At 62.9% G+C, this 13,172-nt stretch carries 14 protein-coding genes; 10 read left to right on the top strand and 4 right to left on the bottom strand.

All coding sequences use genetic code 11. The annotated features are described in order from the left end of the window. Nucleotides 1-155: 155 nt before the first annotated feature. Complete coding sequence (locus tag IRZ77_RS26020) at nt 156-1,082, top strand: phospholipase BipL (RefSeq protein WP_196174606.1); 927 nt, start codon at nt 156-158, stop codon at nt 1,080-1,082. Here IRZ77_RS26020 and IRZ77_RS26015 read toward each other — a convergent pair whose 3' ends face one another. Then, nucleotides 1,083-1,835, bottom strand: coding sequence for a DUF2059 domain-containing protein (locus IRZ77_RS26015; RefSeq protein ID WP_046613591.1), 753 nt, complete (start codon nt 1,833-1,835; stop codon nt 1,083-1,085). It lies immediately after the preceding gene. A gap of 113 nt (nt 1,836-1,948) precedes the next feature. Between IRZ77_RS26015 and IRZ77_RS26010 the strand changes: the two genes are divergently transcribed. Beyond that, complete coding sequence (locus IRZ77_RS26010; RefSeq protein ID WP_046613729.1) at nt 1,949-2,581, top strand: 2OG-Fe(II) oxygenase; 633 nt, start codon at nt 1,949-1,951, stop codon at nt 2,579-2,581. Continuing rightward, a complete protein-coding gene (locus IRZ77_RS26005) occupies nt 2,568-3,071 on the top strand; it encodes a DUF523 domain-containing protein (protein ID WP_196174605.1) in 504 nt (167 codons plus the stop codon). The genes IRZ77_RS26010 and IRZ77_RS26005 overlap by 14 nt, the downstream gene beginning before the upstream one ends. Before the next feature lie 122 nt (nt 3,072-3,193). On the opposite strand, the gene IRZ77_RS26000 is transcribed toward IRZ77_RS26005, so the two are convergent. Next, complete coding sequence (locus IRZ77_RS26000; RefSeq protein ID WP_196174604.1) at nt 3,194-3,682, bottom strand: substrate-binding periplasmic protein; 489 nt, start codon at nt 3,680-3,682, stop codon at nt 3,194-3,196. Nucleotides 3,683-3,905: 223 nt separating this feature from the next. Here IRZ77_RS26000 and IRZ77_RS25995 point away from each other — a divergent pair, with 223 nt between their 5' ends. Further along, nucleotides 3,906-4,382, top strand: coding sequence for a DUF4399 domain-containing protein (locus tag IRZ77_RS25995; protein ID WP_046613588.1), 477 nt, complete (start codon nt 3,906-3,908; stop codon nt 4,380-4,382). Between the two features lie 105 nt (nt 4,383-4,487). Here IRZ77_RS25995 and serA read toward each other — a convergent pair whose 3' ends face one another. Further along, entirely contained in the window at nt 4,488-5,717 is a 1,230-nt protein-coding gene (gene serA, locus IRZ77_RS25990) for a phosphoglycerate dehydrogenase (RefSeq protein ID WP_046613587.1), read from the bottom strand. A 170-nt stretch (nt 5,718-5,887) separates the two neighbouring features. Here serA and IRZ77_RS25985 point away from each other — a divergent pair, with 170 nt between their 5' ends. The 4 genes from IRZ77_RS25985 (at nt 5,888) to IRZ77_RS25970 (ending at nt 10,072) form a co-directional block, all read left to right on the top strand. Further along, the gene (locus IRZ77_RS25985; protein ID WP_085601848.1) at nt 5,888-7,285 is read left to right on the top strand and encodes an FAD-binding oxidoreductase; all 1,398 of its coding nucleotides are present in this window, start codon (nt 5,888-5,890) and stop codon (nt 7,283-7,285) included. 25 nt (nt 7,286-7,310) lie between these two features. Continuing rightward, complete coding sequence (locus IRZ77_RS25980) at nt 7,311-7,976, top strand: fumarylacetoacetate hydrolase family protein (RefSeq protein ID WP_015272191.1); 666 nt, start codon at nt 7,311-7,313, stop codon at nt 7,974-7,976. Between the two features lie 182 nt (nt 7,977-8,158). Beyond that, nucleotides 8,159-9,079, top strand: coding sequence for an SdiA-regulated domain-containing protein (locus IRZ77_RS25975; protein ID WP_046613585.1), 921 nt, complete (start codon nt 8,159-8,161; stop codon nt 9,077-9,079). Between the two features lie 90 nt (nt 9,080-9,169). Next, the gene (locus tag IRZ77_RS25970) at nt 9,170-10,072 is read left to right on the top strand and encodes an SdiA-regulated domain-containing protein (protein WP_085601851.1); all 903 of its coding nucleotides are present in this window, start codon (nt 9,170-9,172) and stop codon (nt 10,070-10,072) included. Nucleotides 10,073-10,160: 88 nt separating this feature from the next. Here the strand turns inward: IRZ77_RS25970 and rpiA are convergent, their stop codons facing one another. Further along, nucleotides 10,161-10,835 carry a ribose-5-phosphate isomerase RpiA gene (gene rpiA / locus IRZ77_RS25965; RefSeq protein ID WP_013974672.1) on the bottom strand — a complete coding sequence of 225 codons (675 nt, stop codon included), beginning with the start codon at nt 10,833-10,835 and terminating at the stop codon, nt 10,161-10,163. Between the two features lie 134 nt (nt 10,836-10,969). On the opposite strand from rpiA, the gene ilvA reads away from it, so the two are divergent. Continuing rightward, complete coding sequence (gene ilvA / locus IRZ77_RS25960; protein ID WP_196174603.1) at nt 10,970-12,484, top strand: threonine ammonia-lyase, biosynthetic; 1,515 nt, start codon at nt 10,970-10,972, stop codon at nt 12,482-12,484. 118 nt (nt 12,485-12,602) lie between these two features. After that, nucleotides 12,603-13,028: a DUF2269 domain-containing protein gene (locus IRZ77_RS25955; RefSeq protein ID WP_015272187.1), complete on the top strand. Its 426-nt coding sequence runs from the start codon at nt 12,603-12,605 to the stop codon at nt 13,026-13,028. The last annotated feature ends 144 nt before the right edge of the window (nt 13,029-13,172 follow it).

The following is a 13,172-nucleotide window of genomic DNA, read 5'->3' as shown; positions in this document are numbered from 1 at the left end:
CCCACAGGATATCACCAGGCCTGAGGCCGGTAACCTGTGGGAGCTGGCTTGCCGGCGATAGGGCCGGTACAGGTGACACATAGTCCAAGCTTGCCACGACGCCAGCCAGAGCTGAATATCCCAGATCAATACTTGCTTCACTGTGGATGTACCCGATGCCCGCTGCCTTTAACCCCGACCTCCTGCGCACCAGCCTGGCGCCGTTGACCGCTCGCCAGCCGTTGTCGGCGCAGGCGCAGGACTACCAGCGCTTCTACGGCTTGAGCCTGTCGGCCCACAGCTGGCTGGGCGGCTTCCAGGCCGCAGGCTTCGAGCTGGTCGGGCAGGCCTGGCTACCCGAGCAGCCAACCGCGACGCTGTTCCTGTTGCACGGCTATTACGACCATATGGGCCTCTACCGGCATGTGATCGATTGGGCGCTCAAACAGGGTTTCGCCGTGATCAGTTGCGACCTGCCCGGCCATGGCCTGTCCAGCGGCGAGCGGGCCAGCATCAGTGATTTCGCGGTGTATCAGCAGGTGTTGGAAGCTTTGTTCGAGCAGGCGCTCACGCTGCAGCTGCCGCGCCCCTGGCACCTTTGCGGGCAAAGCACCGGTGGCGCCATCGCCGTGGACCACCTGCTGTACCAAGGCGCGCGCAGCCCCATCGATGGTCAGGTCATCCTGTTGGCGCCGCTGGTGCGGCCTTGTGCCTGGCGCTGGTCAAAGCTGAGCTATCGTGTGTTGCGTCACTTCGTGAATGGCATCGAGCGGCGCTTCAGCGAGAACACCAATGACCCGAGCTTCCTGCCGTTCCTCGAAGCCGACCCGCTGCAACCGCGCCGCCTGCCAACGGCCTGGGTGGGCGCCTTGATCGACTGGGTCAAACGCATCGAGGCCGCGCCGCGCAGCACGCGGCGGCCGTTGATCGTGCAAGGAGAGGCGGATGGCACAGTGGATTGGCCCTACAACCTCGAAGTGCTCAAGGCCAAGTTTGCAGAGCCGCAGATCTTGATGCTGCCCGAGGCCCGTCACCACCTGGCCAACGAGTTACCGGGCATTCGCCAGCGCTACTTCGACTTCATCGACCAGCGCCTGGGCTGATCACTTCAGGTCGCTGCTGCTCTGGCCAACCGCCAGGCCTGCGCGAACGGCGGCCAGGGCGGCTTGGTAGTAAGCCTTGCCGTCTGGCGACTCGGCAAAGGTAGCGAACTCTTCCAGTTCGGCGTCAGTCAGGTCGCGGTAGACATACAGCAGGGTGTTGTTGAGGTCTTCGCCAATCTGGCTCATCAGACGCTGGCGCTGGCCGTCGAGCAGGCCTTGGGCCTGGCCGCCGCCGAACAGGCCGGGGATCATCGAGCTGAGGCTGTCGGCCGCCACGCCGGCGATGGCCAGGCTCACTTCGGCGCCGGCTTCGCGCGCCGGCAGGGCTTGGGCCAGGTGGCCGATTATCAGCAGGCGATCATCGCTGGCCTGGATCTTTGGCAAACCCTTGGCATTCCTGGCCAATTCGTCCTTGCGTGTGGCCTTGAGCTCCGCAGCCACCACCTTGCGCCCCAGCGGCGACTGGAAGAAGGCCAGCGCCGGTGCCGGGTTGGCCAAGGTTGCGCGCAGTTGCGCCTGGGCGCGACGGTCCACCGCCTGGGCCTGGAAACGCTGGTTGCTGTTGTTGACCAGCGCCTGGTACACGGCGGGTGGCAAACTGTTGCGGTAGCGTTCCTGGGCGGCGGTCAGGGCATCATTGAAATGGGCGCGCTGGTCGGGCCAGCCGGCGGCCTTGTACAGTTGATCCAGGTTGTCTGCCCAGACAGGCACGGTGCAGATCATCAGCAGAATCAGGGAAAACAGACGGCGCATTCAGGACTCCTGTCGGCAGGTGGCTATTGTCCGTGGCCGGGCGCCGGTTTGTCGAGATATCCGCGTGCTTCTCGGCCAAGTGGCGCTGTGCGCCGGCAGGGCTAATGGATATGATGCGCGCCATGCACATCTCCCCTGAACACCCGATACTTGCGGCCGTCGTCGACGATCTGGCCACCCATGGCTGGTCCCAGCAGGCGCTTTTTCTGCCTGCTGACCTGGTGCGCGCGCTGGCGGCCGAGTGCCGGCGCCGTGATGCCGAAGGCGAGCTCAACCCCGCGGGGGTTGGGCGCGGTGCTGCGCAGGAGGTGCGCGAGGCAATTCGCGGCGACCAGATCCAGTGGATCGATCCCGGCCAGGCCGAGGCCTGCGACCAATACCTGGCCGCTATGGACCAGTTGCGCCAGGCCATCAACCAGGGCCTGTTCCTGGGCCTGGAAGACTTCGAGTGCCATTTTGCCCTGTACCCGCCGGGGGCGTTCTATCGCCGGCACCTGGACCGTTTCCGCGACGATGACCGGCGCATGGTGTCGGCAGTACTGTACTTGAATGAAGACTGGCAGCCGCAGGATGGTGGCCAGTTGCGCATGTTTCTGGTGGACGGTGTCGAGCATGATGTCGAGCCGGTGGCGGGCTGCCTGGTAGTGTTCCTGTCGGGCGAGGTGCCCCACGAGGTGCTGCCGGCAGGGCGTGAGCGGCTTTCGTTGACCGGCTGGTTCCGGCGCCGTGGCAATGACCTGTTCTGACCTGCCCAAGGTGCTGGTCAGCGCCTGCCTGCTGGGGCAGCCGGTGCGCTATGACGGCCGCGCCAGCGGGCACCCCGACCTGTTGCAGCGCTGGCAGGCCGAAGGGCGCGTGGTGCCGTTGTGCCCGGAAGTGGCGGGTGGCTTGCGGACCCCACGGCCGCCGGCAGAGATACCGGGCGGGCAGGGTGGGGAGGTGCTCGACGGTGGCGCGCGGGTGCTGACGGTTGCGGGCGAGGATGTCAGCACCGAGTTCCTGGCCGGGGCGCAGCGGGCGCTGGAACTGGTGCGCCGGCATGGCATTCGTGTGGCCGTGCTGAAGGCTGGGAGCCCTTCGTGCGGCAACCGGTTGACCTATGACGGCACGTTCAGTGGTGTGAAGGTGGCCGGGGAAGGGGTGACCACGGCATTGTTGCGGCGGGCGGGGGTGCTGGTGTTCAGCGAGCTGGAGCTGGACGAGGCACAGCAGGCTCTGATTGAGTTTTCTGCTTGAACCTGTACTGGCCTCTTCGCGGGCTCGCCCGCTCCCACAGGGATAGCACCCGCTCCCGGGCCTGTGATTAACCTGTGGGAGCGGGCGTGCCCGCGAAGAGGCCAGTACAGGCAATAAAGAACTTACTGCCCGTCCGCAGTCTCAGGTACACCCTTGAACCACTTCTGCTCAAGTTCGGCAGTCCGCCCGCTGTCCTTGAGCCGTTGCAGTGCATTGTTCACCGCACTCTCGAACGCCGGGTTGTCCTTCTGGAACGGGATCACCAGCTGCTTCTCGCCAAACGGCAGGCTCGCATCGAGCGGGCCGTCATTCTTGGGCGATTCGCTCGACGGGGTCAGTGCGATGTCGTACTTGCCGGTCTCGACACCCGGCAGCACCTCTGCCGCGGGCGCTTCGATAAATTCGGCGCGCAGGTCCAGTTCCTTGGCCAGCGCCTGGCCGAAGTCGATCTCGAAGCCGCTCAGGTGGTCGTTTTCCTTGAATGCGTACGGCGAGTTGTCGACCTGTACGGCAATGCGCAGTTCGCCCCGGTCGGCAATTTCGTCTATCAGCTCGGCCTGAGCCAATGGCGTGATCAGTACCGCCAGCATTACTCCTATGGTCGAACGCATGAAAGCCCCTTTCTCTTTGGCATTTGAATAACCTTCGCCACGGCTTTTTTCCTCGCCGTGGTCGAGCGCAGCCTATGACCTTGAAGCCTCGGCCTTGTTTAACCCTGATTGAAATATTTCTGCCTCAGGATGTGAACATCTGGGCGCACATATCAACTAAGGTGAACCACCGCCGCCACTGGAATACTGGCGGCGGTCAATAAGTGAATCACAGGAGAAGTGAATGAACAGCCTATTTTCGCGTGCTGCCGTTGCTGGTCTGTTGATGGGAGCGTCAATGTTCGCCAGTGCCGCAGATGCCCTGAAAAGCCAGGAGCCGCCCAAGGATGCCAAGGTCTTCATCGTTTCCCCCGCCGATGGCGCCACGGTCGACAGGACCTTCACCGTCAAGTTCGGCATCGAGGGCATGGCGCTCAAGCCTGCGGGCGACAGCACCCCGCACACCGGGCACCACCACCTGCTGGTGGACGTGGATAAAGAGCCGGTGGCCGACATGCCGCTGCCATCTAGCCTGATGCCACAGGCCGGCACTGCACTGCCGGATGGCCCGCAAGTGCTGCACTTCGGCAAGGCGCAGACCGAAACCAGCATTACCCTGACCCCTGGCAAGCACACCCTGCAGCTGGTGCTCGGTGACCAGTATCACGTGCCGTTCAAGCCGAGCGTCGTGTCGCAGAAGATCACCGTCGACGTTAAATAGGTGTTGGGTTCTTCGCGGGTAAACCCGCGAAGCAGGCGACACCAACGTCACAGGCAAAAGAAAGGGAGGCCACCAGGGCCTCCCTTTTTCATGCCGCCAGCGAACTTAGAACAGGACGCGGGAACGGATGGTGCCCTTGACCTGTTGCAGCTTCTCTTGCGCCAGGTCGGAGTACTCGGCGTCAACGTCGATCACCACATAACCAACTTTCTCGTTGGTCTGCAGGAACTGACCGGAGATGTTGATGCCGTTTTCGGCGAATACCTTGTTGATCTCGCTGAGCACGCCCGGGATGTTTTCGTGGATGTGCAGCAGGCGGTGCTTGCCTGGGTGCGCCGGCAGGGCCACTTCCGGGAAGTTGACCGAGGATACCGACGTACCGTTGTCGCTGTACTTGACCAGCTTCTCGGCCACTTCCAGGCCGATGTTGGCTTGTGCTTCAGCGGTGGAACCACCGATGTGCGGGGTCAGGATCACGTTGTCCAGGCCACGCAGCGGGCTTTCGAACTGCTCGTCGTTGGAGCGCGGCTCGACCGGGAACACGTCGATGGCGGCGCCGATCAGGTGCTGGTCCTTGATGGCGGCGGCCAGGTGGTCCAGCTCGACCACAGTGCCACGGGCAGCGTTGATCAGAATCGCGCCCTTCTTCATCGAGCGGATTTCCTTCTCGCCGATCATCCACTGGGTGGACGGCAGCTCAGGCACGTGCAGCGAAACGATGTCGGCCAGGCCCAGCAGCTCGTGCAGGCTGGTGACCTGCACGGCGTTGCCCAGCGGCAGCTTGGTCAGCGGGTCGTAGAAATACACCTGCATGCCCATGTTCTCGGCCAGGACCGACAGCTGGGTGCCGATCGAGCCGTAACCGACGATACCCAGCTTCTTGCCGCGGATTTCGAAGGAGTTGGCCGCGCTCTTGATCCAGCCGCCACGGTGGCAGGAAGCATTCTTCTCGGGGATGCCGCGCAGCAGCAGGATGGCTTCGGCCAGTACCAGTTCGGCTACCGAACGGGTGTTGGAGTATGGCGCGTTGAACACGGCGATACCGCGCTCGCGGGCAGCTTCCAGATCGACCTGGTTGGTGCCGATGCAGAAGCAGCCAACGGCGACCAGTTTCTTGGCGCAGTCGAAGATCTCTTCGGTCAGCTGAGTGCGTGAACGGATGCCGATGAAGTGGGCATCAGCGATCTTTTCCTTCAGCTCGGCTTCCGGCAGCGAACCAGTGAGGTATTCGATGTTGGTGTAGCCGGCGGCCTTGAGGGTATCGACCGCGTTCTGGTGCACACCTTCAAGAAGAAGGAACCGGATCTTGCTCTTGTCGAGAGAAGTCTTGCTCATCTGCGTAAACCTGTATCCCGGAGAAAAAATGGCGAGGGTGATGCCAGGCGCAAAGGCAGCCTTAGCATGAACAGCGGGAGGGCTATGCTAGCATACGCGACACAATCTGAGCTTATCCCGACAGGTGAAGAGTGCTCAGGGTGACTATGAATAAGTCGAGAGTTCCAGCGATGACCCACCCCGCTGTTATTGATGAACTGATGACCCTTGTCGACCCTGGCAAGGTCCTGACCGACGCAGCTTCCCTGGAAGCCTATGGCAAGGACTGGACCAAGCACTATCCACCGGCTCCCAGCGCCATCGTCTTCCCCAAGACGGTGGAGCAGGTGCAGGCGATCGTACGCTGGGCCAATACGCACAAGGTGGCGCTGGTGCCGTCGGGCGGGCGTACCGGGCTTTCCGCAGGCGCCGTGGCGGCCAATGGCGAAGTGGTGGTCGCCTTCGACTACATGAACCAGATCCTCGATTTCAATGCCTTCGACCGCACGGTGGTCTGCCAGCCAGGGGTAATTACCCGCCAGTTGCAGGCCTATGCCGAGGAGCAGGGCCTGTATTACCCGGTGGACTTCGCCTCCAGCGGCTCCAGCCAGATTGGCGGCAATATCGGCACCAATGCCGGCGGGATCAAGGTGATTCGCTACGGCATGACCCGCAATTGGGTGGCCGGGCTCAAGGTGGTCACCGGCAAGGGTGAGCTGCTGGAGCTGAACAAGGGGCTGATCAAGAACGCCACCGGCTACGACCTGCGCCAGTTGTTCATCGGTGCCGAAGGCACCCTGGGCTTCGTGGTCGAGGCCACCATGCGTCTGGACCGTGCGCCGCGCAACCTCACCGCGATGGTGCTGGGAACCCCGGATTTCGACTCGATCATGCCGGTGCTGCATGCCTTCCAGGGCAAGCTGGACCTGACCGCCTTCGAGTTCTTTTCCGACAAGGGCCTGGCCAAGATCCTGGCGCGTGGCGATGTGCCGGCGCCGTTCGATACCGACTGCCCGTTCTACGCGCTGCTGGAGTTCGAGGCCAGCACCGAGGAGGTGGCCAACGAAGCCCTGGCCACCTTCGAGCACTGCGTCGAGCAAGGCTGGGTGCTGGACGGGGTGATGAGCCAGAGCGAGACCCAGCTGAAAAACTTGTGGAAACTGCGCGAGTACCTGTCGGAAACCATCTCGCACTGGACCCCGTACAAGAACGACATTTCGGTCACGGTATCGAATGTGCCAGCGTTCCTGCGCGATATAGATGCCATCGTGGCCGAACATTACCCGGATTACGAAGTGGTGTGGTACGGCCACATCGGCGACGGCAACCTGCACCTGAACATCCTCAAGCCCGAGCACATGAGCAAGGATGACTTCTTCGCCTCGTGCGCCAAGGTCAACAAGTGGGTGTTCGAGATCGTCGAGCGCTACAACGGCTCGATTTCAGCCGAGCATGGTGTGGGCATGACCAAGCGCGACTATCTGGGCTACAGCCGCTCGCCCGAAGAAATCGCCTGCATGAAGGCAATAAAGGCCGTGTTCGACCCTAACGGCATCATGAATCCGGGTAAGATCTTCGCACCTGAATAGAAAGCAGTATCCAGAGGAGTCGGCCATGAGTTACCAGCACCAGTACGTAGACGGCACACGCATTCACTTCCCACTGGGCAAGGTGGTGTGCATCGGCCGTAACTATGCCGAGCATGCCAAGGAGCTGGACAATCCGATCCCCACCGAACCGCTGCTGTTCATCAAGCCGGGCAGCTGCGTGGTACCAGCCGAGGGCGGCTTCAAGATCCCGACGGAACGTGGCTCGGTGCACTATGAGGCGGAAATTGCCGTGCTGCTGGGCAAGCCGCTGTCGACTCACCCGAGTGAGGAAGAGGTGCTGGACGCCATTTCCGGCTATGCACCGGCGCTAGACCTTACCCTGCGTGACGTGCAGGCCAAGCTGAAAGAGAAGGGCCTGCCCTGGGAGTTGGCCAAGTGCTTCGATGGCGCCTGCGTACTGCCGCCGTTCGTGTCGGCCGCCAGCTTCGAGGATGTGACCGACATCCCGGTGCGCCTGACCGTAAACGGCGAAGTTCGCCAGGACGGTAACAGCGCGATGATGCTGAACCCGATCGTGCCGATGATCCAGCACATGGCCGCCCATTTCTCGCTGCAGGCGGGGGACGTGATCCTGACTGGCACCCCGGCGGGTGTGGGGCCGTTCAATGTCGGTGACGAACTGGTACTTGAGCTGCCGGGTGTGAGCCGCTTCGAAAGCCGGGTACTCTGATTCGAAACCGCGTCGCCTTCTTCGCGGGTAAACCCGCTCCCACAGGAATATCACAAGCTTCAAACCTGTGGAGAACCCTGTGGGAGCGGGTTTACCCGCGAAGAGGCCGGTCCTGTTTACCGATTTTTCACACCTGATCCGGATAATGCGCGAATCTACGCCCATTTGCCCAGGACCCCCGCATGCCATCTCCCACCAGCGCTCCGGCAACCCCCAAGCGTCGTTTCTTCCTGCACTGGCCCTTCGGCCTGGCCGCGGCGGCGGTAATCGGCTATGGCGTTGCCGTGGCCATGCATTGGGATGATCGCGGCGCGCTGTGGGTCAAGGAAGGCTTCGAAAGCACCGCCGAGCGCAGCGAAAGCGTATGGCTGCCGGACTACCAGGTCGACATCGATGCCAAACCGCTCCCAGGCATGGACGACGATGAGGCCTCGGATGTGGCCTACAACCCGCGTACCCGCACCCTGTTCGCAGTCATGGGCAAGAACCCGATCCTGGTCGAACTGAGCCTGGACGGCGATGTACTGCGCAAGATCCCGCTCAATGGCTGGAACAACCCGGAAGGTGTCGCCGTGCTGGAAGACGGCTACCTGGCAATCACCGATGAGCGCCTGCACGACCTGACCGTGGTCAAGGTGGATGCACAGACCTCCTCGTTGAACCATGATGATTTCCAGAGCCGCGACCTGGGCCAGTCGGTGAAGAGCAACAAGGGTTTCGAGGCGGTGGCCTGGGACCCGCTGCGCCAGCGCCTGATCATCGGAGAAGAGCGCCCGCCCAGGCTTTACACCTGGAACACCGATGGTCGCAGCCCGCTCACGGGTGAAAAGCAGCCGTTGCCCAACGATGAACTGGACCTGCGCAACCTCTCGGCGCTGAGCGTCGACCCGCGTACCGGTCACCTGCTGGCGCTTTCCGCGGATTCCAACATGCTGCTGGAGCTGGATGAGCAGGGTCAGCAAGTCAGCTTCATGACCTTGCTCGGCGGTTTCAACGGCTTGCGGGACACCATTCCGCGTGCCGAAGGGGTGGCCATGGACGACAAGGGCAACCTGTATATGGTCAGCGAGCCGGCCCTGTTCTATCGCTTCAGAAAGAACTGAGCCCAACATCCGACTTTTCGGATGCTGGCATTAAGCTTTACTTCAGTTGTTCATGGTTAGATTCGCCACCCCTATGTCGAGTCTGAACTCATGCGCCGTTTTGTTCGCCCGTTCCTTGTCCTGGCCGCCGTCGGCCTGCTCCTGCTCGGCCTGGCCGGGCAGCAGTTCCGCCTGTTCGAGCGGGGCTGGTTCAACCTCAAGGTCTGGTGGCAGCCTGCCGAGCAGAGCATTGGCCTGGACCGTTACCGGGTGGTGGTGGAGGCGCAGCCGGTCGAAGGGCTGGATGACGACCTATCGGCGCTGACCTACGATCCCGATCGCAAGACCCTGTTTACCGTCACCAATGCCCGCTCGGAGCTGATCGAGCTGTCGCTGGACGGCCGGATCCTGCGCCGGGTACCGCTGACCGGCTTCGGCGACCCGGAAGCCGTGGAGTACGTCGGGCCCAACAGCTATGTGATCACCGACGAGCGTCAACAGCGGCTGATTCGCGTGCGCCTGGAGGACGACACGATGTTCCTCGATGCCGGCGATGCCGAGCAGCTGACCCTGGGCATCGGCCTGAACGGCAACAAGGGTTTCGAGGGGCTGGCCTACGATTCGGCGGGCAAGCGCCTGTTCGTGGCCAAGGAGCGTGACCCGATGCTGATCTACGAAGTGCATGGTTTCCCGCACGACAACCCTGAGCAGCCCTATGCGGTGCATGTGGTGCAGGACCGCAAGCGCGATTCGCGGCTGTTCGTGCGGGACCTGTCGAGCTTGCAGTTCGATGAGCGCAGTGGGCACCTGCTGGCGCTGTCGGACGAGTCGCGGCTGGTACTGGAGCTGGATGTGGAGGGCCGGCCGCTGAGTACCTTGTCGTTGCGCAAGGGGTTCCAGGGGTTGCAGGCGACGGTGCCGCAGGCGGAGGGGATTGCGATGGATGAGGCGGGGACCATCTATCTGGTCAGTGAGCCGAACCTGTTCTATGTGTTCAAACAGCCAGCGGAGTGAGCAGCACAAGGCTGCCCCTACAGGAAGTCGCGTACTCTTGTAGGAGCAGCCTTGTGTTGCGAATCGAGGGCGAAGCCCTCGCCGCAGGTTACTCGGCCTTCAGGCTTTTCACGCCCTCAGAGGTACCCAGCAGCAGCAAATCTGCCGGACGCGCCGCGAACAGGCCGTTGGTCACCACGCCAACGATGGCGTTGATCTGCGCTTCCAGCTCCACCGGGTTGGTGATCTGCAGGTTGTGCACATCGAGGATCACATTGCCGTTGTCGGTAACCACGCCTTCACGGTACACCGGGTCACCACCCAGCTTGACCAGCTGACGCGCCACGTGGCTGCGGGCCATGGGGATCACTTCGACCGGCAGCGGGAAGGCGCCCAGCACCGGTACCAGCTTGCTGGCGTCGGCGATGCAGATGAAGGTCTTGGCCACGGCGGCGACGATCTTCTCGCGGGTCAGGGCTGCGCCGCCGCCCTTGATCAGGTTCAGGTGCGCGTCGCTCTCGTCGGCGCCGTCCACGTAGAACTCCAGCTCGCTGACGCTGTTCAGCTCGTAGACCGGGATGCCATGGCCCTTCAGACGCTGGGCGGTGGCTTCGGAGCTGGCGACCGCGCCGTCGAAGGCGGTCTTGTGCTGAGCCAGGGCGTCGATGAAGAAGTTGGCGGTCGAACCGGTGCCGACGCCGACGACGCTCTTTTCATCCAGCTTGGGCAGAATGAAGTCGACAGCGGCCTGGGCGACGGCCTGTTTGAGTTGGTCCTGGGTCATGCGGGCTCCGAGAGGGGCAGGGCGGTTTCGAAAAGAGCCTAGTATAACGGCTCGGGCGGCTTTGCTGTGGTCGCCCGACGTAGCGCTGGGGTAGACTCCCAGCCCTTGTCCCGCGGCCCAGTGATGCTTTCCCGATGCTCGAACAGTACGTCAAGAAGATCCTCACCTCGCGCGTCTACGACGTTGCGGTAGAAACCCCGCTGCAGAGCGCCGGGCAGCTGAGCAAGCGGCTGGGCAACCAGATTCTGCTCAAGCGTGAAGACCTGCAGCCGGTGTTCTCGTTCAAGATTCGCGGGGCCTACAACAAACTGGCCCAGCTGACCCCGGAAGATCTGGCCCGTGGCGTGGTCACCGCCTCGGCAGGCAACCACGCCCAAGGCCTGGCACTGGCCGCGCGCGAGATGGGCATCAAGGCCACTATCGTGATGCCCAAGACCACCCCGGAGATCAAGGTCGAAGGCGTGCGTTCGCGGGGCGGCAAGGTGGTGCTGCATGGCGACTCGTTCCCCGAGGCGCTGGCCTATTCGCTGAAACTGGTCGATGAAAAGGGCTTCGTCTACGTGCACCCCTACGACGATCCGCACACCATCGCCGGGCAGGGCACCGTGGCCATGGAAATCCTGCGCCAGCACCCAGGCCAGCTGGACGCGATCTTCGTGCCGGTGGGTGGCGGTGGCCTGATCGCTGGCATTGCTGCCTACGTGAAGTACCTGCGCCCGGAAATCAAGGTGATTGGCGTCGAGCCGGACGACTCCAACTGCCTGCAGGCGGCCATGGCGGCCGGCGAGCGCGTGGTGCTGCCGCAGGTCGGGCTGTTCGCCGACGGCGTGGCGGTGGCGCAGATCGGCCAGCACACCTTCGATATCTGCCGCCATCATGTGGATGAAGTGGTCACCGTCAGTACCGACGAGATCTGTGCGGCTATCAAGGATATCTACGACGATACCCGCTCGATCACCGAGCCTGCCGGCGCCTTGGGCGTGGCAGGCATCAAGAAGTACGTCGAGTTGTACGGCGTGACCGGGCAGACCCTGGTGGCCATCGACTCCGGTGCCAACGTCAACTTCGACCGCCTGCGCCATGTGGCCGAGCGTGCCGAGCTGGGTGAAAAGCGCGAAGCGATCATCGCCGTGACCATCCCCGAACGCCCGGGCAGCTTCAAGGCCTTCTGCGAGGCTATCGGCAAGCGCCAGATCACCGAGTTCAACTACCGCAAGCACACCTCCGACGAGGCGCATATCTTCGTCGGCGTGCAGACCCACCCGGAAAACGACCCGCGTGCGGCGCTGGTACAGCAACTGACCGAGCAGGGCTTCCCGGTTACAGACCTGACCGACAACGAGTTGGCCAAGTTGCATATTCGCCACATGGTCGGTGGCCATTCGGCCGGTGCCAGTGACGAGATGGTGCTGCGCTTCGAGTTCCCCGAGCGGCCGGGGGCGCTGTTCAACTTCCTCAACAAGCTGGGCGGGCGCTGGAACATCTCGATGTTCCATTACCGCAACCATGGCGCCGCTGACGGGCGCGTGGTGGCGGGGTTGCAGGTGCCGGAGGACGAGCGCCACCTGGTGCCGTCGGCGCTGGCGAAGATCGGCTACCCGTACTGGGACGAGACTGACAACCCGGCTTACAAGCTGTTCCTGGGCTGAGCGGCTAAGCTAAGCCAGATATCTCGCTTTTTGTAGGAGCGGCCTTGTGTCGCGATGGGCCGCTCCTACAAGGGTTAGGGGCTGCTGCAAAAATGGCCTGACAAAGGACAATTCGGACATGGAACACCTGACCACCCTCAAGACCCTGCACATCATCGCCACTGCGCTCCTGCTGCTGGGCGCTCTGGGCCTGGCGCTCTGGACCGTGCGCGCCCGCCGCCAGGGCGATGCCGAGGCCTACGCCAAGCTGCTGCGTCGGCCGCTGGTGTTCGTCTGGCTGGTAATGGGCCTGTGCCTGGTGAGCATGCCGTTCACCGGCTGGTGGCTCGTGCACCTTGTGGGCTGGCCGCTGGGGCAGACCTGGGTGCTGGCGTCCAGCGTCATATATACGCTGGGCGCGTTTGCCGTGTGGTGGCTGCTGGTGCGGTTGAACCGGCTGCGCAAGGCCGAGGTGGTGGGGTTGCGCTTTACTCTGGCACTGGCGGTGTTCAGTGGGGTTTGCTTCCTGTCCATCGCCGGGCTGATGGGGGCCAAGCCGGTCTGATGGAGTTTGGGGCTGCTCTGCAGCCCATCGCCGGCAAGCCAGCTCCCACAAAAGTGGACTGCCCCCAAGAAGTTGGACAAAAAATCCAACCCTTGGGGGACCTATGGGCAAATACACAGAGCAATTCAAGCTCACAGCCATCTC

Origin of the sequence: Pseudomonas pudica (genome assembly GCF_015680405.1) — a bacterium.
GTDB lineage: Bacteria > Pseudomonadota > Gammaproteobacteria > Pseudomonadales > Pseudomonadaceae > Aquipseudomonas > Aquipseudomonas pudica.
The sequence above is the reverse complement of the archived record's forward strand: the minus strand, read 5'-3'. Positions and strand labels throughout refer to the sequence as shown.

What these genes read in the sequence shown, in the direction of transcription:
- IRZ77_RS26020 (WP_196174606.1), top strand. Translation starts at nt 156, where the DNA reads ATGCCCGCTGCCTTTAACCCCGACCTCCTGCGCACCAGCCTGGCGCCG.
- IRZ77_RS26015 (WP_046613591.1), bottom strand. Translation starts at nt 1,835, where the DNA reads ATGCGCCGTCTGTTTTCCCTGATTCTGCTGATGATCTGCACCGTGCCT.
- IRZ77_RS26010 (WP_046613729.1), top strand. Translation starts at nt 1,949, where the DNA reads ATGCGCGCCATGCACATCTCCCCTGAACACCCGATACTTGCGGCCGTC.
- IRZ77_RS26005 (WP_196174605.1), top strand. Translation starts at nt 2,568, where the DNA reads ATGACCTGTTCTGACCTGCCCAAGGTGCTGGTCAGCGCCTGCCTGCTG.
- IRZ77_RS26000 (WP_196174604.1), bottom strand. Translation starts at nt 3,682, where the DNA reads ATGCGTTCGACCATAGGAGTAATGCTGGCGGTACTGATCACGCCATTG.
- IRZ77_RS25995 (WP_046613588.1), top strand. Translation starts at nt 3,906, where the DNA reads ATGAACAGCCTATTTTCGCGTGCTGCCGTTGCTGGTCTGTTGATGGGA.
- serA (WP_046613587.1), bottom strand. Translation starts at nt 5,717, where the DNA reads ATGAGCAAGACTTCTCTCGACAAGAGCAAGATCCGGTTCCTTCTTCTT.
- IRZ77_RS25985 (WP_085601848.1), top strand. Translation starts at nt 5,888, where the DNA reads ATGACCCACCCCGCTGTTATTGATGAACTGATGACCCTTGTCGACCCT.
- IRZ77_RS25980 (WP_015272191.1), top strand. Translation starts at nt 7,311, where the DNA reads ATGAGTTACCAGCACCAGTACGTAGACGGCACACGCATTCACTTCCCA.
- IRZ77_RS25975 (WP_046613585.1), top strand. Translation starts at nt 8,159, where the DNA reads ATGCCATCTCCCACCAGCGCTCCGGCAACCCCCAAGCGTCGTTTCTTC.
- IRZ77_RS25970 (WP_085601851.1), top strand. Translation starts at nt 9,170, where the DNA reads ATGCGCCGTTTTGTTCGCCCGTTCCTTGTCCTGGCCGCCGTCGGCCTG.
- rpiA (WP_013974672.1), bottom strand. Translation starts at nt 10,835, where the DNA reads ATGACCCAGGACCAACTCAAACAGGCCGTCGCCCAGGCCGCTGTCGAC.
- ilvA (WP_196174603.1), top strand. Translation starts at nt 10,970, where the DNA reads ATGCTCGAACAGTACGTCAAGAAGATCCTCACCTCGCGCGTCTACGAC.
- IRZ77_RS25955 (WP_015272187.1), top strand. Translation starts at nt 12,603, where the DNA reads ATGGAACACCTGACCACCCTCAAGACCCTGCACATCATCGCCACTGCG.